The 23,506-nt window shown below is 43.6% G+C and carries 15 protein-coding genes and 1 tRNA gene; 9 read left to right on the forward strand and 7 right to left on the reverse strand.

The window, feature by feature from the left end; all coding sequences use genetic code 11:
- Positions 1 to 43 precede the first annotated feature (43 nt).
- Both QT994_RS03110 and QT994_RS03115 read left to right on the forward strand, forming a co-directional pair.
- Positions 44 to 613 (forward strand): TerD family protein, encoded by a 570-nt coding sequence (locus tag QT994_RS03110; protein WP_333171708.1) that lies wholly within the window; start codon positions 44 to 46, stop codon positions 611 to 613.
- A gap of 183 nt (positions 614 to 796) precedes the next feature.
- Positions 797 to 1,396 carry a TerD family protein gene (locus QT994_RS03115; protein WP_333050582.1) on the forward strand — a complete coding sequence of 200 codons (600 nt, stop codon included), beginning with the start codon at positions 797 to 799 and terminating at the stop codon, positions 1,394 to 1,396.
- Between the two features lie 290 nt (positions 1,397 to 1,686).
- Here QT994_RS03115 and lysS read toward each other — a convergent pair whose 3' ends face one another.
- The gene (gene lysS / locus QT994_RS03120) at positions 1,687 to 3,240 is read right to left on the reverse strand and encodes a lysine--tRNA ligase (RefSeq protein WP_333171710.1); all 1,554 of its coding nucleotides are present in this window, start codon (positions 3,238 to 3,240) and stop codon (positions 1,687 to 1,689) included.
- A 547-nt stretch (positions 3,241 to 3,787) separates the two neighbouring features.
- Here lysS and tkt point away from each other — a divergent pair.
- The 6 genes from tkt (at position 3,788) to QT994_RS03150 (ending at position 12,992) form a co-directional block, all read left to right on the forward strand.
- Complete coding sequence (gene tkt / locus QT994_RS03125) at positions 3,788 to 5,803, forward strand: transketolase (protein ID WP_333171712.1); 2,016 nt, start codon at positions 3,788 to 3,790, stop codon at positions 5,801 to 5,803.
- Positions 5,804 to 6,333: 530 nt separating this feature from the next.
- Positions 6,334 to 9,171, forward strand: coding sequence for a PAS domain-containing sensor histidine kinase (locus QT994_RS03130; RefSeq protein WP_445243862.1), 2,838 nt, complete (start codon positions 6,334 to 6,336; stop codon positions 9,169 to 9,171).
- A gap of 117 nt (positions 9,172 to 9,288) precedes the next feature.
- Entirely contained in the window at positions 9,289 to 9,735 is a 447-nt protein-coding gene (locus QT994_RS03135; RefSeq protein WP_333047863.1) for a response regulator, read from the forward strand.
- A 297-nt stretch (positions 9,736 to 10,032) separates the two neighbouring features.
- A complete protein-coding gene (locus QT994_RS03140; protein WP_333047864.1) occupies positions 10,033 to 10,185 on the forward strand; it encodes a hypothetical protein in 153 nt (50 codons plus the stop codon).
- 91 nt (positions 10,186 to 10,276) lie between these two features.
- Complete coding sequence (locus QT994_RS03145) at positions 10,277 to 11,779, forward strand: ATP-binding protein (protein ID WP_333171717.1); 1,503 nt, start codon at positions 10,277 to 10,279, stop codon at positions 11,777 to 11,779.
- A 124-nt stretch (positions 11,780 to 11,903) separates the two neighbouring features.
- Positions 11,904 to 12,992: a response regulator gene (locus QT994_RS03150; RefSeq protein ID WP_333171719.1), complete on the forward strand. Its 1,089-nt coding sequence runs from the start codon at positions 11,904 to 11,906 to the stop codon at positions 12,990 to 12,992.
- Positions 12,993 to 13,096: 104 nt separating this feature from the next.
- On the opposite strand, the gene QT994_RS03155 is transcribed toward QT994_RS03150, so the two are convergent.
- From QT994_RS03155 to QT994_RS03170, 4 genes are all read right to left on the reverse strand, one after another.
- On the reverse strand, positions 13,097 to 15,703 hold the full coding sequence (locus tag QT994_RS03155) for a PAS domain S-box protein (RefSeq protein ID WP_333171722.1): 2,607 nt from the start codon (positions 15,701 to 15,703) through the stop codon (positions 13,097 to 13,099).
- A complete protein-coding gene (locus QT994_RS03160; protein ID WP_333171724.1) occupies positions 15,700 to 16,095 on the reverse strand; it encodes a response regulator in 396 nt (131 codons plus the stop codon). Before QT994_RS03160 ends, QT994_RS03155 begins: the two co-directional genes overlap by 4 nt.
- 126 nt (positions 16,096 to 16,221) lie before the next feature.
- A complete protein-coding gene (locus QT994_RS03165; protein WP_333171726.1) occupies positions 16,222 to 17,658 on the reverse strand; it encodes a response regulator in 1,437 nt (478 codons plus the stop codon).
- Positions 17,651 to 20,518: an ATP-binding protein gene (locus QT994_RS03170; protein WP_333171728.1), complete on the reverse strand. Its 2,868-nt coding sequence runs from the start codon at positions 20,516 to 20,518 to the stop codon at positions 17,651 to 17,653. The genes QT994_RS03165 and QT994_RS03170 overlap by 8 nt, the downstream gene beginning before the upstream one ends.
- Positions 20,519 to 20,885: 367 nt before the next feature.
- On the opposite strand from QT994_RS03170, the gene QT994_RS03175 reads away from it, so the two are divergent.
- Positions 20,886 to 20,958 (forward strand) — tRNA-Arg (locus QT994_RS03175).
- 72 nt (positions 20,959 to 21,030) lie between these two features.
- On the opposite strand, the gene QT994_RS03180 is transcribed toward QT994_RS03175, so the two are convergent.
- Complete coding sequence (locus QT994_RS03180; protein WP_333171730.1) at positions 21,031 to 22,647, reverse strand: diguanylate cyclase domain-containing protein; 1,617 nt, start codon at positions 22,645 to 22,647, stop codon at positions 21,031 to 21,033.
- 5 nt (positions 22,648 to 22,652) lie between these two features.
- On the reverse strand, positions 22,653 to 23,468 hold the full coding sequence (locus QT994_RS03185) for an alpha/beta hydrolase (RefSeq protein WP_333171732.1): 816 nt from the start codon (positions 23,466 to 23,468) through the stop codon (positions 22,653 to 22,655).
- Positions 23,469 to 23,506: the final 38 nt, after the last annotated feature.

A 23,506-nucleotide genomic window follows, 5' to 3' on the forward strand; every position in this document is an offset into this window, starting at 1 on the left:
ATTGCTAGTAGTAACGCCAATGATGTTGTGAATAGGAGGGCGAATGTCTATCAATTTGGAAAAAGGCGGGAGAATCAATCTCTCTAAAGAAGCACCGGGGCTAAAAAATGCCGGGATTGGTTTGGGATGGGATACCAATATTACAGACACAGGTGCAGCGTTTGACTTAGATGCTTCCGTGTTTATGTTGGGGGCAAATGCGAAAATTCCCAGCGAAGAATACTTTGTTTTTTACAACAATAAAGAGTCGCCGGACGGTTCTGTAATACATCTGGGAGATAGCAGAACCGGAGAAGGAGTTGGCGATGATGAAACCGTTACAGTCGATTTAACAAAAGTCGCTGCAGCGGTGCAAGAAATTGTGTTTGTGGTAACAATCGACCAAGCAGAATCGAGAAGGCAAAACTTCGGTCAAGTGCGGAATGCTTTTATCAGGATTTACGATACGACTACTAACACCGAAGTCATGAAGTACGATTTGGATGAGGATTTTTCTCGGGAAACTGCGATCGAATTTGGCCGACTTTACAAGAAAGACGGTGAGTGGAGGTTCCAAGCCGTAGGACAAGGCTACAATTCCGGCTTGCAGAGCTTTGTAGATAAGTATGCCTGATAAAAGGTCGATCGCTCGCAGCTAATTAAATCGAGGGGAAATTCGGAAGCAGGAATGTTTCCCTCGATTTTAAGCAATCAGACTCATGAGGTAATAAACCAGATGGGAATTCAATTAAAGAAGGGCGAAAGATTTAATCTTTCTAAAACATCTCCACTATAAACCATACAAAATCACAAAACTATGGCTATCAACTTAACAAAAGGACAATCGATCGTTCTCAGCAAAAGCGAATTCGACTTATCCAGATTGACAATGGCTTTGGGCTGGGATGTTGCACAAACTAAAAAAGGTCTTTTCGGCCGAAGCAGCGGTGCCAATTTTGACTTAGATTCCTACGCTCTGCTGCTGGGAGAAAATGGCAAAATACAGAACTACAAAGAGGATGTAATTTATTACTCTCATTTGGAGTCAAAGGACAAAACAGTTGTTCACTCAGGCGACAATCTCACGGGGGCTGGAGACGGAGACGACGAACAAATATTGGTAAAACTGAGCTCTTTGCCAGCACAATATCAAAAAATAATTTTGGGAGTTAATATTTACAATGGGAAAGAGAGAAAACAGCATTTTGGTTTGGTAGAAAATGCTTTTGTGAGGGCTGTAGATGCGACTGGGAAAGAAATAGCTCGCTATCGCTTGTCAAATGACCCTTCTTATGAAGGAAAATTAAATATGTTGATGGGAGAAGTTTATCGAGAAGGCGGCGAGTGGAAGTTTAAGGCTTTGGGAAATCCTTTGGCTGAAGATATGAACGGTGTTGTCGGTTCGTTTATGCGGTGATATCAAAAATGTTTTTTAACCGGAGATAAACGCAGATAAACGCAGATGGAATTTCATCTGCGTTTATCTGCGTTAATCCGCTGATATCTGCGGTTAAAAAATCCCCATTTACTTATTAGACATCTGAAAAAAAGCTACTCCAATCAATCTCAATACGGTTCAGTTAAGGCTATTTATTCCTCGGAGATCCCCCTAAATCCCCCTTAAGAAGGGGGACTTTAAGTAAGTTCTTGTCCCCCCCTTTTTAAGGGGGGCTAGGGGGGATCGAGCTTAACTGAACCGTATTGCAATCAATCTTTAACAGGCCGCATTGTCGGGAACATCACCGCATCTCGGATGCTTTGAGTATTAGTTAAAAGCATCACCAATCTGTCAACGCCGATACCCATTCCCGCACAATTAGGCATTCCCAAAGATAGTGCTTGAATAAAGTCTTCATCCATTGGATGCGCTTCGTCATCGCCCGCATTTTTCTGCGCTAACTGTTCCTCAAACCGCTTTCTTTGCTCTTTCGGATCGTTCAATTCTGAGAATCCGTTTGAGTATTCTGTACCGTTGATAAACAGCTCGAAACGTTCTACAAATCCCGGCTTGCTACGATGTCCTTTTGCTAATGGACTGACTTCGACAGGATAGTCGATGATGAATGTAGGTTGAATTAGTTTGGGAACAACTAATTTGTCAAAAACCGCATACAGCACGTAGCCTAAACTCTGTTGTTCTAACTTAGACAGGTGCAATTCTAACTTGGTTGCAGAGGCGATCGCACTTTCTAAGTCCAAACTGTCAAAATCCAGCCCAAACTCGTCTCTGACAGCTTCTACCATCGTTTTCACTTGCCAGTGTTTGCCGTTGAAACCGGGATACTTTTCGCTGTAGTCGAACTTGCGTTCTAAACTAATCGTTTCCCCCTGATTTTCAATTTCTTTGACATCCCCAAATACCGCCGCCGCTGCGAAACACATCACGTCTTCGACAACTCCTAAAATGTCGAAAACATCAGCATAAGCTTGGTAAACTTCTAAAGAGGTAAACTCTGGATTGTGGGTGCTGTCAATTCCCTCATTTCTAAATGCTTTCCCTAGTTCAAATACTCGCTCGAAACCGCCGCAAATTGCTCTTTTTAAGAACAGTTCTGGAGCCACTCGCAAATACAAATCTACCTCTAAAGCATTGTGGTGAGTGATGAAGGGCTTAGCAGCAGCACCGCCGTAAATAGCTTGCAGTGTTGGCGTTTCTATTTCGTAAAAATTGGCTTGCCAGAGATAAGAACGGATGCTTTGAACGATGCGGCTGCGAAGCATAAAACGGTTGAGCGCATCTTGGTTGCTTGCCAAATCCATTTCGCGGTGACGGCGGCAAACTTCGGGGTCGTTTATTCCGTAATAAGCATCGGGAAATTGAATGGTAGCTTTTGATAAAAGCTTTAATTCCCTCACTAAAATAGAAAGTTCTCCCCTGGGGGTGCGGCAGCCGATACCTTCGACGCCGACAAAATCGCCGACATCGAGCAATTTTTTAATTTGTTCAAAGCTCAAACCGACTTCGCCGGTGACGATTGCTTTCTCGATTTTGAGTTGAATCTTGTCTGTGGCGTCTTTTAAATCGATGAAACCAATTTTGCCGCTGTCTCGCTTGGAAGTGATGCGGCCGGCTAATCGCAGGGGAGTTTCTTCGGGGTCACTTTCTCCGTTTGCGAGTTCTTTTCCCGGCTGACTAAATATTTCGCGAACTTGTTGGGCTGTGTGCGATCGCGCGTAGGATTCACTGGGATATGGTTCTATGCCTTGCGATCGCAGTTCGTCTACTTTTTGACTGCGGACTTCGGCTTCACTCAGAGTCATTAGTTATTGCCTGATTAAAATTACAAATATCTGACATCTTGCACTATTCTGGCGAGCGTGCGATCGGGCGTTGCTTTGAGCAACGCCCCACAAGAAAATTCACTCTTTGTGGAACAGGCATCTTGCCTGTTCGTGACAAAGCTGCAAAATGTCAGAAACACCAAACTCTATCATAACTGGTCAACATAGACCAATTTGTCAGATAATCCAGACACACTGGCGATCGACAGATGCGGAAGGTCAGTAAGGTTTTAATCCTGACGGAAGTCTTCTATCCTCTCCATCCCTCCTACTCCCTCTCCCCAACAGTCAACAGTCAACAGTCAGCATACAACAATTGTTATCGACTGCACAAAGCGGTCGAAACATTAAAAAATTAAGTTGTCTGTCGATCGCAAATTGGTGAGATGATATATAGTGCAGCCTCACGGCAGTTCCATCGAAACTGAACAGTAGAGACGATAGTCGTCGATCGAACTCGGCTCATCGCACCTCTGTCAGAATCGACCACACACACTCTCTCTTAGTACATATAAAAACCAGAATTATGGCTGTTGCAACCCAATCACTCGAAGAACTCTGCATCAACTCTATCCGCTTTTTGGCCATCGATGCGGTAGAAAAAGCAAAATCAGGCCATCCAGGACTGCCGATGGGCGCTGCCCCTATGGCCTTCGTGCTGTGGGATCGGTTCATGCGGTTCAACCCCAAAAACCCCAAGTGGTTTAATCGCGATCGCTTCGTCCTCTCCGCCGGACACGGCTGTATGCTACAGTACGCCCTCATGTATTTGACTGGCTACGATAGCGTCACCCTCGACGACATCAAGCAATTTCGTCAGTGGGAATCCAAAACCCCCGGACACCCTGAAAACTTCGTCACCGAAGGCGTAGAAGTTACCACCGGCCCCCTCGGACAAGGAATTGCTAATGCCGTCGGTTTGGCAATGGCAGAAGCTCACCTCGCTGCTAAGTTTAACAAGCCCGACCACAAAATTGTTGACCACTACACCTATGTCATCATGGGTGACGGCTGCCACATGGAAGGCGTTTCTGGCGAAGCTTGTTCTTTGGCCGGACACCTGGGACTCGGCAAATTAATTGCCTTGTACGATGACAATCACATTTCTATTGAAGGCGACACAAGCTTGGCCTTTACTGAAGATGTCGGCAAGCGTTTTGAAGCTTACAATTGGCACGTTATTACAGTAGACAATACCGCTCTAGACGACGATACGAACCTAGAAGCAGTTCACAAAGCTATTGAAGAAGCCAAAAAAGTCACGGACAAACCGTCCATGATTAAAGTCCGTACCATCATTGGTTACGGTTCTCCAAACAAGCGCAATTCCTACAGTGCTCACGGCGCTGCTTTGGGTAGCGATGAAGTGCAAGCAACTCGTGATTTCTTGAAGTGGGAACACGCACCGTTTGAGATTCCTGATGATGCTTTGTCACACTTCCGCAAAGCAGTCGAACGAGGCGCTCAATCTGAGCAAGAATGGCAGAAAGCTTTTGATGCTTATAAAGCAGCATATCCTGCAGAAGCTGCAGAATACGAGCGCACGGTGGCCGGCAAACTTCCCGAAGGTTGGGATAAAGTTTTGCCGACATACAAGGCAGAAGATAAGGCAGATTCGACTCGGAATCATTCTGGAAAATGTTTGAATGCTTTGGCAAGTGTGTTACCTGAACTGATCGGCGGTTCCGCTGACTTAGCATCTTCTAACATGACTTTGCTCAAGGGTGAAAAAGACTTCCAAAAAGGTCAATACGAAGGTCGTAACCTGCGGTTTGGTGTGCGGGAACACGGCATGGGTGCGATCGCCAACGGTATGCTTCTGCACGGCGGTTTGATTCCTTACTGCGCTACTTTCTTGGTATTTGCTGACTATATGCGGGGAGCAATTCGCCTCTCTGCACTCTCGGAAGCTGGCGTGATTTATGTAATGACTCACGACTCCGTAGCTTTGGGCGAAGATGGCCCGACTCACCAACCGGTAGAAACCATCGCTTCTCTGCGGGTAATTCCCGATTTGTTGGTAATGCGCCCAGCAGACGGCAACGAAACATCCGGCGCTTACAAAGTGGCAGTTGAAAGCCGCACCCGCCCCACTTTAATGGCTTTGTCGCGCCAAAACTTGCCTAACTTGGCTGGAAGTTCGATCGAAGGAACCGCCAAAGGCGCTTACATTTTGTCCGACGACGGCGGCACTCCCGACATCATTTTAATCGGCACCGGTGGCGAAACATACCTCTGCGTTGATGCCGCTGAAAAATTGCGCGCCGCAGGCAATAAAGTGCGCGTAGTTTCGATGCCTTGCTGGGAATTGTTCGACTTACAAGATGCCGCTTACCGCGAATCTGTACTGCCGAAAGCTGTTACTAAACGGTTGGCCGTTGAAGCAGGTTCTAGCTTCGGCTGGGGACGTTATTTGGGTTCTGAAGGCGATAGCCTCAGTATTGACAGATTCGGCGCTTCTGCACCGGGCCCCGTTGCTTTAGAAAAGTTTGGCTACACTGTTGATAATGTGGTAGCTAAGGCTCAGGCGCTGTTGGGCTAATAGCAGCAGCATAATTTTTGGTGGGGCGGGCTTTTGGCTCGCCCCATTTTTTATAGCAGAAGGAAGAAGGAAGAAGGAAGAAGGAAGAAGGAAGAAGGAAGAAGGAAGAAGGAAGGAAAAGCTAAAATCTAAAATCTAAAATCTAAAATCGGAATATTGGGTTTCACTTCGTTCTACGTGAGATCTTGCACCATTCTCAATTAGCCTTTTATGAACAGGCTTTCCGACCTGTTCCACAAGAAAATTTATCTTTTGTGGAACAGGCCTGAAAGCCTGTTGCTGACAATGGTGCAAGATGTGAGTTCTACCCAACCTAGAGTTCGCTATAGCTCGAATCATTGAGAATTGCTATATTAAGACTTACGGAAGAAAAACCAGTTTCTACAACAATATTCGGTTTGGCAATGAGGAATTTATGATGAAACCGGGTTTTTAGCCCCCCGTGCCTCCAGAACAGTATATTTCAGAGAGTTAAGATAAGTTATAAGTTATGGCGTTAAATTACTCCTTCCCCATTTCCCATTCCGTTTATGATTTGGAACTTTTTAAATAAGCTGTTATTCACCGGGCATTATCTTCCTCAGGGCTACTGTTACCTTTGGCAGCGAGAGCTAGTAGCACTCCACATAGTGTCAGACTCTATCATTGCCCTGGCTTACTATTCAATACCCCTCTCGCTAATTTATTTTATCTGTCAGCGGAAAGACTTGCCATTTCGCAATATCTTTTGGCTATTTGCAGCCTTTATTATCTCCTGCGGAACTACTCATATAATGGAAGTTTGGACGCTTTGGCATCCTGTTTATTGGGTTTCTGGCAGTCTGAAAATTATGACCGCTGCGATTTCTGCTTACACCGCTTTTGCATTAATTCCTTTACTTCCTCAAGCATTAACTCTCCTCAGCCCAACTCAATTAGGGATGATAGATCTAATACTGCAAAAAGAAATCCTTGAACGCCGAGAAACGGAAGCTCGCTATCAAACTTTAACTGAAGCTTCACCGGTGGGAATATTTTATGCAGATGCTGTAGGACACTGCTTGTATGTCAACGAGCGCTGGTGTCAAATTTCGGGAATTACCTGCCATGAAGCTATGGGCAAAGGGTGGTTGCAAGGCATTCATCCAGACGACCGCGAGCGTGTTTTTAGTGAATGGTATAGCGCCGTGCAGCAGAAATTACCGTTTAAATCTGAGTACCGCTTTCAAGGCATTAATCCCACTCAAATCAGTTGGGTATTCGGTCAATCTGTCGGTCAAATCGGAAAAAATGGGGAGGTTGAAAGTTATGTGTGTACTATTACTGATATTACAGAACGCAAGCAGGTAGAAAATGAGAATCGGCGGCTCAATGAAACTCTGGAGCATCGAGTTGCTGAGCGCACTGCTCAAATAGAAATTTCTAACCACAAATTGCAAAAAGAAATAGCCTACCGCGAAAAAATTGCGATCACTTTATTGGAATTGACGCAATTGCAAAATGCCATTCTTAATAGCGCTAACTACACAATTATTTCTACACAACCCGACGGTACAATTAAAACATTTAATCGTGCGGCAGAGAAACTTTTAGGTTATTCGCGAGAAGAAGTGGTGGGGCAAGTCACCCTAGCAATAATTCACGATCGTCTGGAGATAGCTAAAAGAGCTGAAGTTCTTTCTCATGAATTGGGAGTGAAAATAGAGGCTGGAATTGAAGTATTTTTTGCCTTGCCGTGCCGGGAAATCGCTGACGAAAATGAATGGACTTACATTCGCAAAGATGGTTCGCGGTTTCCGGTACTGCTGTCGGTGACTGCCTTATTTGATTGTAACGGAAATATTAACGGTTTTCTGGGTATCGGCCAGGATATTAGCGATCGCAAACAAGCTGAAAAAGAGCTGCGCGACCTCACCAGTGCCATGCAAAATGCGGTGGAAGGCATTTCGCGGCTGGATATTGAGGGGCGCTACGTGAATGTTAACCGAGCTTACGCTCATAAATGCGGTTACGAACCGGAACAAATGCTTGGCATGGAATGGCAGAGCACCGTACATCCGGGCGATATTGATATGATGATCTCAGCTTATCAGGAAATGGTCATTTCTGGCAAAGTAGAAGTAGAAGCTAGAGGAGTTCGCAAAAATGGCTCGTTTTTTTACAAGCAAGTAACAATGGTAAAAGCTTGTGATGAACAAGGAATATTTAACGGCAACCACTGTTTTATGAAAGATATCACCGAGCGCAAACTAACTGAAACAGCTTTGCAGGAAAGTGAATTTAAGTACAGACAAATAGTTGAATTAGCAGAAGAAGGTATTTGGGTAATTGATAGTAATGGTCTCACCACTTACGTGAACCACGCAATGGCGCGAATGCTGGGCTATAATGAATTAGAAATGTTCGGGCGATCGCTTTTTGATTTCATGGACGAACGGGAAAAACAACAAGCTCTTGATAATGTCGAGCGGCGCAAGCAAGGTATTCCTGAACAACACGAATTTAAATTTAAAAGCAAGGATGGCAAAGAGATTTGGACGGATATGTCTACCAGTCCAGTCATGGACTCGCAGGGTAATCTGCTGTCTTGTTGCGCCTTGGTTTACAACATTACAAGTCGCAAAGAAGCAGAGCAGCAAATGCTGCAACTTACAGAAGATTTGAAGCGTTCCAACGAGGAATTAGAACAATTTGCTTATGTGGCTTCCCACGATTTGCAAGAACCGCTTCGAGCCGTTACCAGTTACACTCAATTGCTCGCTCAGCGCTATCAAGGAAATTTGGACGATCGCGCAGATAAGTATATTAATTATATTGTCGATGGCGCCACCAGAATGCAACAGTTAATTAACGATTTGTTGGCGTATTCGCGCCTGGGAACGAGGGGTCACGAGTTTGAGCCGGCGGACTGCAACGCTGCTGTACAACAAAGTTTGTGCAATTTGCAAATTGCGATCGCCGAAACAAAAGCTGTAATCACCTGCGACGCGATGCCAACCGTGATGGCGGATGAATTTCAACTGGTGCAATTATTCCAAAATTTGCTCGCCAACAGCATCAAATTTTGTCGCCAAGATATCCCGGTGATTCATATCGCTGCCCGCAGGCAAGAGAGCGAATGGGTGTTCAGTGTCCGCGATAACGGCATTGGCATCGATCCGCAGTATGCCGATCGCATTTTTATCATTTTTTCGCGCCTGCACTCCCGCCGCCAATATTCCGGTACTGGTATAGGTTTAGCGATGTGCAAGCGCATTGTGGAACGCCACGGCGGGCGCATTTGGGTGGAATCTCAAGAGGAAAAAGGAGCGACTTTTTACTTCACTATAGCAATCCGATCTGAATCTCACAACACAACGCCCTCTTGTCTTCCTAGACTTCTTGTATAGAAAGACTTTCAGATTTTACCGAGCTAGAAAATCCCTTATGATTGGTATATTCCTATAATTAGTATCTGAAGCCTCAAAGTTCAATTTTGTTTTTATACTTTAAAGGATACGCCGATTATGAGCGATCGAAGCACTGTTAGACCTATAGAGATTCTGCTGATTGAGGATTCTCCCAGCGATGCCGATTTGGCAATAGAAGTCCTCAATCAGGGTAAAATATTGAATAACTTGCATTTTGTGGAGGATGGAGTCGAAGCAATCAAGTTTTTGCGCCGAAAAGAACCCTATTTGAGGGTACCTCGTCCCGATTTGATTTTGCTCGATTTGCATCTGCCGAAAAAAAGCGGTATTGAAGTGCTAGAAGAAATTAAAAATGACCCAAAGTTAAAATTAATTCCTGTAGTGATTCTCAGCACTTCAGCAGCTCCCGAAGATATTTTTAAGTCATACTCGCTCCACGCCAACTGTTACATAACAAAACCAGTAGACTTCGTAGAATTTACTAAGGTAGTCAGGTTAATTGAGGAATTCTGGCTGGCAGTCGTCAAACTTCCTCTAAATTAAACGAACAGATGCTTTGCTTATGAGTGCTCTAAAATTTTTTAACCTATGGAAATTCTGCTGTGGATGATTTGCTCAGGGATGCGAACTGGGATTTAGAAAAGCTGGCGACAAGTCAATTTTAAACAATTTGTACAAAAGTAGAAGAGAGGGTATCAGCAAATTGATTCGAGAAAAAAGGCTTGTTTCTGTTTTTTTTGTTTCGATTTAACTGTGCTTAATTTGGTCTAAAACAAGGGTTGAAAAATTTTGATATAAATTAAATCCGCACTCTAGTTAAAAATGATTCGGGTGGTAATTATGAGAACCTCAGCAGCCAATGAAGAGATGATCAAGTTTTATGCCCTGTCAGCCGGGTGCTACATCACTAGGCTTATCGATTTTAGTCAAGTCGCTAAGCTGGTGAAATGGATTGAGGATTGGTGGCTGGTGGTGGTAACAGTTCCCAAATAATAATTTTCAAGTTGAAAATGGCAAGGGAAAGCAAAAAAGTTTAACCTAAGATTGGTAGAGTAAAATTTTTACAGTCAAAAACGTCTAAGCTATGTGGATTAAAATTCTGTTAGTAGAAGACAATCCGGCTGATGCTGATTTGCTTGCAGAACTGTTAGAAGTATCTGTGGGAGTCCAGTGGGAACTGGTGTCTGTTGAGTTCTTGCATGAGGCGATCGCACAATTGTGTAAACAACCCTTTGATGTAGTTTTGCTCGACCTTTCTTTGCCCGACAGCCGCGGTTTGGAAACCCTAACTCGCCTGCGAGAAGTTGCCCCGGATACGGCAATGGTGGTAATGACGGGCTTGGATGATGAGGGGATCGCACTTGAATCAGTTCGCTTGGGAGCTCAAGATTACATTGTTAAAGGTCAAATTACTACTCAATTATTAGTGCGGACGATCCGCTACGCGATCGAACGATCTCAAACATTTCAAATGCTGCGGGAAAGCGAGCGCCGCTTTCGGGCGATTTTTGACTCATCGTTTCAGCTAACCAAGCTGCTGACTCCCCAAGGAATTGTGCTGGAAGTCAACGAGACAGCCCTCGATTTTGCCGGATTGCGATCGGAGGATATTGTGGGCCGCCCGATTTGGGAAATGGCGATTTGGGCCCAGTCGCTACAGGTTTCCGAACAATTACAATCCGCGATCGGGAAAGCAAGTCGTGGCGAGTTTTTCCGCAGCGAAATCGATTTGTTAGGCAAAAGCGGCCAAATTGTGACAGTTGATTTCTCACTGAAACCTGTTAAAAATGAAACAGGACAAGTTTTGCTGCTGATTGCCGAAGCCCGTGACATTAGCGATCGTAAACGAGCAGAAGCGGAAATTCTCAAAGCCCTCGCACGAGAAAAGGAACTTTCAGAACTCCGAGCTAAATTTGTCACAATGGTTTCCCACGAGTTCCGCACACCTTTGACAACCATCCAATTTTCGGCTGGATTGCTGCAAGATTATAGTTCTCAGTGGCCCCAAGATAAAAAATCTACTCATTTTATGCGGATTCAATTAGCCATTAAACGCATGACAGAGTTATTAGAAGATATCCTGGTAATTGGCAAAATCGAAGCAAATACCTTGCAGTTTCAACCGGTTTCCTTAAACCTCGAAAAATTTTGCCGTCACCTAGTAGAAGAGCAGCAGGTCAACGACAGCAACCAACACCCGATCGCCTTTCAATATGAAGGCGGTAACTGCGACGCTCAAATGGATGAAAAACTGCTGCGGCAAATCTTAGGAAACGTCCTCTCAAATGCCATCAAATATTCCCCCGCCGGCACTACAGTTTCCTTGCGGCTCAACTGTCAAAACAAAGACGCTGTTTTCCAAGTTCAAGACCGGGGCATCGGCATTCCCCAAGCCGATCGAGAGCGGATATTAGAAACTTTTTACCGAGCTACAAATGTCGGCACTATTTCGGGAACCGGTCTTGGTTTAGCAATTGTGAAAAGGGCTGTGGAACTTCACGGCGGGCAACTCGCGATCGACAGTCAAGAAGGAAAAGGCACAACTTTCACTATTACCTTGCCTCTCATTTCCCCTCCCAGTCAATAACAACTGAATTATCAACTATACATATCCGCTACTTAACGATTAATTAAGCGCCTAACAAACAAACTTATCAAGGGTCTGCGCCCAGAATTTTCCAACAAACTACTAACTAAAAGGAGCTATCACCGTGGCTAAGATTTTGGTAATAGAAGACGAAGAAGCGATTAGAGAGAATATTTTAGAGTTGCTGGAAGCCGAGAATTTTGAAGGGATAGGAGCGATTAATGGCCAAGTCGGCATCAAATTGGCTATCGAACAAATCCCTGATTTAATTTTGTGCGACATGATGATGCCGGAAGTAGACGGTCACGGCGTCCTCAAAGCTTTGCGATCCGAACCCTTGACTGCCACAATTCCGTTTATTTTCCTCACTGCTAAAGCCGATAAAGTTGACGTTCGCACGGGCATGGAACTGGGAGCGGACGATTACATTACTAAGCCGTGTACGCCCCAAGAACTGCTAAAAGCCATTGCTATTAGACTTGAAAAACAAAAAACAATTAGTCGGCACTCTCAAAAGACGCTAGACGACTTACGCACTAATATTAGTATGTCGCTGCCTCACGAATTGCGGACTCCTTTGAATGCAATTATGGGTTTTTCTGAACTGATTTTGTCAGAATATCAGGTCTTAGAGGAATCAGATATCTTAGAGATGATCGGTCAAATTCAAACTTCCGGTCATCGCTTGTATCGACTGATTCAGAACTTTTTGCTCTATGCAGAACTGGAGATAGCAGCCACAAATCCCGAACTGCTAAAGGAGATGCGTAACAGCGAATTTAGCTGTGTAAAATCTTTGCTGAGTCAAAAAGCGCGGCAGCAAGCAAAACACGCGAATAGAACCGACGATTTACAATTAAACTTGCAAGATTCTTCGGTAGCTATTGATTCTGTCAGACTCGCAAAAATTGTTGAAGAACTATTGGACAATGCCTTCAAATTTTCTTTAGAAGGAACCCCAGTTTTATTAAGCACTTTCGTCGAAAATCAGACTTTTATTCTGTCTATCAAAGACCAAGGTCGCGGCATGACTACCGATCAGATTGCACAGCTAGAAGCTTACAGGCAGTTCGATCGCAAACTTTACCAACAAGCAGGTTTGGGATTGGGCCTAGCCATCGTTCAACGCCTTGTAGAATTGCACGGAGGAGAATTTAAAATAGAAAGTTTCCCGCAGAAAGAAACCATAGTTTGCGTTTCCCTGCCTGTCTAAACAATGATTATACCAGTTTCAAAAAAGAATACCACTGTAAGCAAACTCCCAACCCTTATGGCATAAGTCATTCCCACTTGTCAAATCTAAACTCTCAAATGGTATTATGCAGGAGCGATCACTCCTTTCAGACACCGCTGCATATAAATTTGAGCTACCTTATCATTAGGGTTGATTTCCAAGCAAGCCGAAAACAATCTTATAGCTTCGCCACACTTGTCACTATTGTAGAGTACCAAAGCTTGCTCAAACATTGTCTTTGTCTCTAACTTTTTCTGTCGTAACTCTGGCGGATCGGCCGCAAATACTTCATAAACTGTTACCATTCGCGATTTGCCTTTAACTGCTACGCGATCGATCAACCTAAAATCATAAATATCGTTCAACTGTATAAAAGTATGGTGAGTAATTAACATCGAGACTCCATACTCTTTTGTCAAATTTTCCACACGAGAGGCTAAGTTTACCGCATCGCTAATCACCGTGCTGTCCATCCGACTTTGACCACCCACCGTGCCTAACATCAAAGAACCCGTATTGATGCCAATGCCAATTTGCAGCGGCGGGCAATCGACCGGATTACGACTAATATTATACTCGTTAAGCTCTTCTAGCATTGCAATTCCAGCTTTCACAGCATCGTCCGCACTGCCATCAAACAGCGCCATAATCGCATCGCCAATGTATTTATCAATAAAACCCAAATTGTCAGTAATTGCCGGTTCCATCCGCGACAAATAACCATTAAGAAATTGAAAATTCTCTTCGGGATTCATCTTTTCCGAAAGAGAAGTGAAATCACGGATATCTGAAAACAGCACCGACATTTCTTTCTGTACCTGATCGCCTAATTTAACTTCCAGAATACTTTCATATCCCAGAAAGTGGAGAAATTCGTGCGGCACAAATCGCCCGTAAGCATCTGTTAATTTTTCTTCCGCTGCTAAAGCTTTTTGTAACTCGTCTGTGAATTGGCGGCGCTCGGTTTCTACCTCTTGACGTTCTGTGATGTCTTGGAAAGCGGCGATCGCGTAAACTATGTTTTTCCGTTCGTCGTAGATGGGAGTCGCCCAAACCTCGAGCGGCACAATCCGATCCGACCCATGAACTTCTAGATCGTCCATACGCACAAATTCTCCGCGCAACGCCCGCACAATCGGTTGGCTATCCCTCGGATACAATTGATTAGTTCCAGCGTCGTAAAAATGATAAGCTTCAGGAAATTGGTCAGTACCCCCATCAAAAATTAAACCTTGGGCTAGTATCCTTTCGCCCCAAGAATTCATGTAAAAAGGTTTACCCTTACCATCGACAACAAATATTCCCACTGGCATCGCTTCTAGGAATTGAGTCAATCGGCTTTCGTTTTCTGACAGTGCCTCATTTAACTTTTCTTCGGCTGCTAAAGCTTTTTCTAAATCATTAGTAAACCTGATTCGTTCCACTTCTACCTGTCTTTGCAAACTAATATCCTTAGCAAAGCCCTGATAGTAAAGCACTTCACCGTTAGCATCATAAACTGTGCGCGCATACTCAGAAATCCAGATAAAGCTGCCATCTCGACAGTAAACCTGAGACTCAAACTCACACAGAGTACCGTGCTGTTTCATCAGCGCCAGAAACTCTTGACGGCGGTTCGGTTCCACGTACAATTGCTGCTGAATATTATTAATACTTTCTATCAATTCTGACGCGGAATCGTAGCCGTAAATTTCCGCCAGAGCAGGATTCGCACTGATAAAATGTCCGTCCGGCGTCGTCTGAAAAATACCTTCTAGAGCATTTTCAAATATCCCGCGATACTTCTCTTCAGCTTGAATTAGCGCCGCTTCAGCTTCCTTGCGTTCAGTTATGTCACTAAAAGCAATAATTGCATAGGAAATGTCGCCTGTAGAATCATAAATTGGAGTGGCCCAACTTTCTACAGGAATAATCTTATTAGCTGTACGAATTTCTACACCCTCAGTCCGCACATTTTCGCCCCGAAGCGCTCGCATAATTGGCAATTCTTCCACGGGGCATCTCTGATTAGTCCCGGCTTTATAGAATTGATAAATTGCTGGTTTTTGCTCTGAATTAATATGCGGCACAGTGCCTTTGCCAAATACATCCCGCGCTTTCTGGTTGGCGTAGAAAGATTGCCCGTTTGCATCAATTACACACACGCCCAATGGCATAGCTTCTAGATATTGCGTCAAGCGACTTTCGTTTTCATGGAGTTTGGCAATCAGCATAGCCTGCTTGCGGTTTAATTTGACCAACTCCTGATTCATTTCCTGAAGTTCTATTTGTTTTTTCGCTAACTCTTTATCTTGAAAATATCTATAAATTGCCTCAGTGACCGTTAATTTTAAGTCATCACATTGCCAAGGTTTAGGTATATATCGGTACAATTTAGCATAGTTAATAGCATTGGCTACCGCCTCCAAATCGGCCTGCCCCGTCAGCATAATCTTGAGAGTGTTCGGCGAGATAGCATGAACGTTCCTTAATAGCTCATCTCCTTTCATATTAGGCATGATATGATCGGAAATAACCACAGGAACTTCATACTGTTCTGCTAAAAGTTCTGACAGCAACTCTAAAGCTTCTTCGCCACTTTGGGCCGTTTCAATTAAATATTTATCTTCACAGGCTTTTAGCAGGTCTATTTCCAGACTATCGAGTATAGTCTGCTCATCATCGACACAAATAATGACTGGTTTTTTCATAAACTTGCTAGACCAGACTTAATCGCTTCAATTAGTTCTTGATTTTGCCAAGGTTTTTCTATGAAAGCATGAAGATTTGCTTTAACTTTTGTTCGTTCTATGGCTTCTTTGTCTGCTTGTCCCGTCAGCATCACGGTCACAATTTGCGGATATTTTTGATGAATTTTAATCAACAATTCATCTCCTTTCATTCCGGGCATCAACCAATCCGAGACAATCACTAGAATCTTAACCTCAGCTTCACATAGCTCTTCAATAATCTCTAGGGCTTCGGCAGCACTTTCAGCAAATTCCCAAAGATATTTACCGTTAAAAGCCTGTTGCAGTTCAATTTCCAGACTTTCCAACACCCCTACTTCATCGTCCACACACAAAATTGCTGATTTAGACATCGCTAGTTTCCTTCTTTAGTTTGGCAGGGTGAAGCCGGATGGGTAAGCACACCGTTTTCCAAATTCTACATTCCGCGCGGGTAGACTGCAAATTTTAGCCCCAGACTTTAGTCTCCGGCGCTTTACCTACTCAGTTAAATTAATCGGCAAAGACACGGTAAATGCTGTTTTACCGGGCATCGACTCCACATCAATTTTACCCTGATGTTTTTCAATTATTTTTTTGACAATATCCAGTCCCAACCCGCTGCCTTCTCCCGCAGGCTTGGTAGTAAAAAAAGGCTCAAAAATTTTCCCAATAATCTCTGATTGAATCCCCTTACCGCTGTCAATAATTTTTACCAAAACGTTGGTATCTTGTTGGATCGCGTCAATTGTTAAAGTTCCTTGATTGTCCATCGCTTGTAAGGAATTGTGAATTAAATTTGTCCAAACTTGATTGAGTTCGTCGGGATAACACAGTACCGCCGGCAATTGATATTGATAGTTTCTGACAATTTCCACACCCTGCTTGATTTGGTTTTGATAAAGGGTTAATACCGTTTCAATTCCATCCGTAATATTTACCTGTATTTTTACCCCATTTACATCGTAACGCGCATAATTTTTCAAAGCAAAGACGACTTTTGCAGCGCGTTCAGTAGCGGTAGCGATGGTTCGGGCGCTTCTGTGAATGCTAGCAAAGTCGTAGGCTGTTTTTATAATATTTTCGCTGTCAGGATCTTTGAGCAACGACAAGAATTCTTGCAGATTTCCTTGCAATCCGATATTGACTAAAATGCTAGCAAGGCTGTCAGAATTCTCAATGCCTTCCGACTCTAGTTCCTGCTTCACGCCTTTTTTCAATACCCTTTTTTCTCGAGTAGATAAAGAGTAATTTTGTTGACTAGAACTGTACATCAAACGCAAGAAATCGTGCTGGCGTTCGGCTGACAGTTCTTTAAAAAAAACTGGCAAACTTTCGAGATTGTTATCCAAAAAGCTGGTAATATTTCCAATAGACGACCGAATCGCCCCCAACGGCGTATTAATTTCGTGAGCAATGCCCGCAATCAGTTGCCCTAATGCCGCCATTTTTTCCGATTGCACTAATTGATTCTGAGTAGATTGCAGTTGGTCTAAAGTAACTGTAAGTTCATTGTTTTTCTGTTGGAGTTTTTTTCGCAACTGGCATATTGCTAAATGGGTTTCTACCCTCACTAGAACCTCTTCCACCTGAAAGGGCTTGGTAATATAATCTACCCCGCCCACAGCAAAGGCTTTGACCTTATCAAGTACGTCATTAATCGCGCTAATAAAAATCACCGGGATGTCGCAAGTTCGTTCATCAGCTTTGATTTTTTCGCACACTTCATATCCATTCATTTCGGGCATCATAATATCCAGCAAAATCAAATCGGGAGGCATACCTTTTGCCGCCGAAAGCGCTAACACGCCGCTAGGTACCGGGCGCACTTTATAGCCCTTGCTGTTCAAAATTCCGGCTAGCAGCCGCAAATTAGCTGGGGTGTCGTCCACTACTAAAATATTACCGCGATGGGTGCTAAGAATGTCGTTATTCATGTGATATTGCTTGAGATATTAACTTTAAAACTTTGTCGTACTCAAAATTTTCTATACAAGTTGCGATCGCACCTGCCGTTATTGCATCCTTTAATCGAATTTGCTCTATCAAGGTATCAATTAAATCCATATCTGCATTCATTATCGCCAGCTTTAAATCAGCTACCAGTGAATCAGGCAATTTTACGAAATCAGTCGCAGTCATTGCCCGATCGCCCTCTTTGATTGCCGATAAATTAGTTTGACCCGGATCTTCATAAATATAGCGCACTCCGATATGTTTGTGCATAGCATCAAAAATATCGGCTTCTCGGAAAGGTTTCCGCATAAAAGCATCGCAACCCGCCGACAAAATAACTGCCCGTTCTTCCTCCAAAACGCTGGCAGTCAGCGCAATAATGGCAGTAGCTTGACCTTTAATAGTACCTTTAATGTATTGTGTAGCTTCGTAACCGTCCATCACAGGCATTCTCATATCCATCCAAATTAGATGCGGTTCCCAACTCTCCCAAATCTCAATAGCTTCTTGACCGTTAGTAGCTTCTTTTAGTTCAAAACCCAGAGGAGACAGGATTTTAATTAACAGTTGGCGATTGAGCGGTTTATCGTCTACTATCAAAATTCGATAGGTGTGTTGGTTGGGAACCAGGGCAATAACATTCCGGCTCGGTTCTGGGCTTTCAATATCAGCCGCATCCACCGCAATAACTTGAATGTAAAACTTAAAATTAGTTCCCTTACCAAGAGCCGAACAGACGCTCATTTCGCCGCCCATTAATTCCACAAATTTGCGACTGATTGGCAATCCCAAGCCCGTACCTTCTTGCGAATCTTTGCCTGTCTTGGTTTGCACGAAAGGTTCAAAAAGATCCTCTAATTCATTGGTAGCAATACCTGGTCCAGTATCCTCGACTTCAAAATGGAGTAAAAAGGAAGAGGTATAAGCTAAATCGTCATTTGGAGTTGCAAAAAACGGTTTTTTAGACTGACTGATTAGAGATATTTTAACACCATTACTTGCTGATTTTTGGGTATTTATTGATATTTCCGAGCGCTCGCTTGTTCCTTCTCCTCCCTGCTGATTTCTAACTAATGACTGCTGGCTAACTCTGACGGTTACACCCCCCTCCTGGGTAAATTTAAGAGAGTTATTGAGCAGATTAATTAAAATTTGTCGCAACTTTAACTCGTCGGCTTCTACATATTGTGGCACGTCGTGACTGCGGTAAAAAACTAACTGCAAGTGCTTGTCATCTGCTTTGAGTTGAAACATATCTTCCAAGTCGTTTAGCAGGCGATAGAGGTCAAATTTTTTGGGATTGAGGGTGGTGCGCCCGGATTCAATTTTAGATAAATCGAGGACGTTATTAATCAGGGTGAGCAGGTGCTCTCCGCTGCTGCTAATTATGCTAATGTTTTCTTGATGTTCTGGGGATAGAGTTTGGCTGCGAGTCATCAGTTGGGAAAAGCCCAGAATTGCATTGAGAGGCGATCGCAATTCGTGGCTCATGTTAGCCAGAAAGGTGCTTTTAGCTTGATTTGCTACTTCCGCTTTGTCTTTAGCTATAGCCAATTCTGCCGTCCGCTCTTGTACTCTGTTTTCTAAAGTTTCAAAAGATTGTTGCAGTTGTTGAGCCATGCTGTTAAATGACTTGGCTAATTCCCCCAATTCGTCGGAGCGTTCGCTTTCTACTGTTTTATCCCATTCACCTTTAGCAATATTTTTGGCTGCTGTATTCAAGCGTAAAATAGGATTTGTCACCCACTGAGAAGTCAGAATGCCGATCGCCACAGCTACTCCTAAAGCTGCCAAACAAAGCAAAACCGCTGTGCGGGTATTGGCATCGATTTCGGCGGTGAAATCTGCTTCGGGAACAACTACGACAATCAGCCAGTCTAAACCTTTGCCGTCTTGGAACGGCAAGACTTTTAAAAATTGTCGCTTGTGATTTATTTCAAAGCTCAATAACTCCGATTTTTTAATTAGGTCGAATTTGTGATACTGTGCAGTTAAATATTTAGCTGTAGAGCGGGTGAAATGGTTGCTGCTTTCTTCCACTTTAAACAATTGTTTTTTATTATCTTTGGTGCGGAAAGGTTTTTCGGTGGTAGAAGTTGCTAACAAAGTACCCTGGCGATCGATAATAAATGTTTGACCGGATTTGCCAACTTTGAGACTGTTGAGAAATCTCCCAAGATGGTCGAGACGCAAAGCAGCAAATAATACTCCTTCTAGCTGATTTTTGTCGCTGTATACGGGTTGGATAGCGCTGATAAGTAATGTCGGTTCTAGTAAGGAAACAAAAACCGAACTCCAAGTAGGTTTGCCGACTTTTACGGCTTTTTTGTACGCAGGATGTTGCCGATTATCATAGTTTTTGGCAATGGTGGTAACTTTAGTGCGATCGCCTCGCTCGTTTGTATTGTAAGAATAAAAATTTAACCCAGTAGAGGTTTCTATCACATTAATCATTCGGGAGCCGTTAGACAGTTGTTCACCGGCTCTATAATCTCCCTTATCGTTGCCAACCGAGGTAAAATTGATATATGGATATAATTGTACTTGGCGCCAAAGATATTTGTCCCAAGCTGATAAGTTTTTCATCTTTAACAACCCGAGGTTGACAGCATCTAGCTTGGTTTGATTGATTTGGTGGGGAGTTGTCAGGTAAACTTGCAAGTTTTGCTCGACACGCAAACTAACCTCGCTCATTAACTGACTGGCAAGGTTATTAACTGCTTTTTGTCCGTTTCTAAAAGACAGATATCCTACGAGTCCCACGGTTCCCACGATTTGCACTACAAATGGAACTATGAGAACAGTTCGCAGCGGTAATTTGTCTAAAATTTTATAAACCATAAGATTGAGAGGTTTGGTGAACTTAGTCTAGAACCGTATTTGTACCATCGGTCTTAATAGCAGCACCATTTATTTACTGCCGCTTAGGTAGGGAGAATTGATGCGGGCTATTTTAGGTGTGGTAGATTCTCGACCCGATCGAAAATGAACCTAATCTTTGTTCGATTAAAGTCTATTATTTTACCCATTGTCGTATTATTGTTACCATTTAGGTAAAAGTTGCAGTCTCTGGCTTCGAGAACAGCCTGATATTTGATCGCGCGGGCGAGTTTAACCCGCTTGACCCATACGGTTTGGAGACTGGTCAGGAAATTTGCGATCGGCACTCGCCATTTTCCGCAAGACGTGTTATACTCAAAAAAGTCGAGGGCACGTAGCTCAGTGGATAGAGCATCAGGTTCCGGTCCTGAGGGTCGGGGGTTCAAATCCCTCCGTGCTCATTTAAATTTATAAAATGACTGGTTTTGAGAGACCGGGGACAAATTTTTATCCTCGGTCTCAATTATTGCGATTTAAGCACCAGTGTCACACATCGAATCGCCACTGTAGTCGCAGATCGCGGATTTATTGCGCCCCTGTTCCTTGGCACGGTAGAGTGAACGATCGGCGATCGCAATCAAGTCAGCCGATGATAGTTCCGAAATCGGAATCAAGTTACCGATACCCATACTAATAGTAACTACATCGCTCACATCAGAGGTTTTGTGAGGAATATGTAAAGCTTTAATAGCAGCGTGAATCCGTTGGGCCACCGAACTCGCTCCTTCAAGATCAGTATTAGGCAAAATGATAGCAAATTCTTCTCCGCCGTAACGCGCCACCAAATCCGCCGGACGGTACACCACCTCTTGAACAGTCTGAGCAAGTTTGAACAGACAATCATCCCCCATTTGATGACCGTAGCAATCATTATAACGTTTGAAATAATCCACATCAAACAACAAAAGAGAAATAGGTTTTTGTTCCCGGTATAGCCGCTGCCATTCATGCTCTAAGCGGTCATTAAAACAGCGGCGATTAGCAATTTGAGTCAAGCCATCAATATTTACCACTTGTTCTAATAGGTGAGTTGCGCGGGCTAGCTCTTCATTAGAGAGTGCCAGTTGTTGATTAATTTCTCTCATGCGCGTTTGGGCTTGCTGCCTTTCTGCCAATTCCTTCTGCAACTTCTGAAAAATATCGGCTTGTTTAATGGCGATCGCTAACTGATTAGCAATCTGTTTAACAAGGTCAACTTCAAATTCTTCCCATTGCCGAGGAGCCGAACATTGATGAATACATAACAACCCCCACAAATCTTGTCCATTGAGCAACGGGGCAACTAAATTAGCCCGAACCGGAAATTGTTTCCAAAGAGCGCGGTAACAGTGTTGAAGGTCAATCTTATTGATCTCTTCTACTACCTGAATTCTCCCTTCTTGATATGAATCAGCATCTTGTTCACCACCACACTGGTCGTTAAATTGATTTCTGCTTACCAATTTACATCCTTCGCCTACCGATTCTGAAACAAACTCGCCATATCCAAAATTACTGTCAGGATAGAACTTAAATATGCCGACGCGCTCGGCATCAAGAAACAGGCGGATCTCCTGCGAAGCAATCTCAAAAATTGTAGACAACTCAAGAGATTGACGGATGTGTTGAGTAATTTCTTGAAGTAATATCGCCTTGTCGTACTGTTTCCGCAGAGCGATTTCCGCTTGCTTTTGGGCGAAAATAGCTGCCTCTGCTGCTTTTTTTGCTTTAATAATTTCACCTTCGTACAGGATACGCTGGCGGATACAGAGCAAGATGCAATCGTTAACGAAGCTTCCTCCCTGATTCCGACGCACAGCGTTGATCAGCATAGGTATATCATTACCCTGCTTTGACCTTAATGAGAAGTAAATTTCCTCTACTTTACCGTCGAGCTTCAACAGGGGGAAGAAATGGGTTTGAAAAAAAATCCGGCTGGCCATTGGCAGAAGGAAGTCCATTTTCCGTTCCCGGAGTTCATCGGTTTCGTATCCGAGTAATTCCAGTAATGTGGCGTTGACCATTAGGATCGTACCATCGTCAGCAAACGAGAGGAATCCACAGGGTGACGTGTTGAGTAGCTCGTCTATCTGGTAGGTCATGTTTGCCATACAAATCAGGTAGTATGAGGTGCACTCAAATACTCCTTAATCATCTCGATCGTTTCTTGTGGATGACTCAGGTGCGGGCAATGTCCCGTAGCTTTCATCAGCCGTAGCGCACTTTTAGGTAGGTGGCGCTGAAGGTAATGCCCTACTTCGGTGGGAGCAATCACGTCATCAGCGCATTGCAATATCAGTGAAGGTACTGGTACCTTGGGTAAATCACTGCGATTGTCAGAGTAAAAAGTTACCTCGGCAAAGCGACTTGCAATCACCGGATCAGTGGAGCAAAAACTTGTCTCAAGTTCCTCACTTAACTCAGGACGCTCCTGATTCTGCATCACCATTGGCGCCAGAAAGCTTGCCCAACCAATGTAATTTTTCTCCATGATATCGAGCAGATCCTCAATATCTTTTCGCTCAAACCCTCCGTAATAATTTGGTAAATCATTGATGTAGCAAGGTGAAGGCCCTAGGAGAATCAGGCGATTAAAGTAATTAGAAGCTTGAATTGAGGACAGAAGGCCGATCATACTGCTGACAGAATGACCGACAAAAATCACATCCGTCAACCCTAATTCTTCACAGATATCGAGGATATCCTGAACATAGCCATTGAGGTCGCTGTACCGTTCATAACTGTAGGCACTAATATCAGACTGTCCCGAACCTACATAATCAAATAGGATGATTTTGTAGTCCTTCTCAAAAGCCGGTGTTACGAAACGCCACATATTTTGATCGCAACCAAATCCATGAGCAAACATCATCGTCTGGGTGCCTTGTCCAAACAATTTTATATTATTCCGTAAGAAAATTTTTTTGGTCATTTGAGCGACATGAGCATTAAATTAATTATAAGACTTTT

The sequence above is a fragment of the Microcoleus sp. S13_B4 genome (assembly GCF_036700885.1).
In the GTDB taxonomy this organism is placed as follows: Bacteria; Cyanobacteriota; Cyanobacteriia; order Cyanobacteriales; family Microcoleaceae; genus Microcoleus.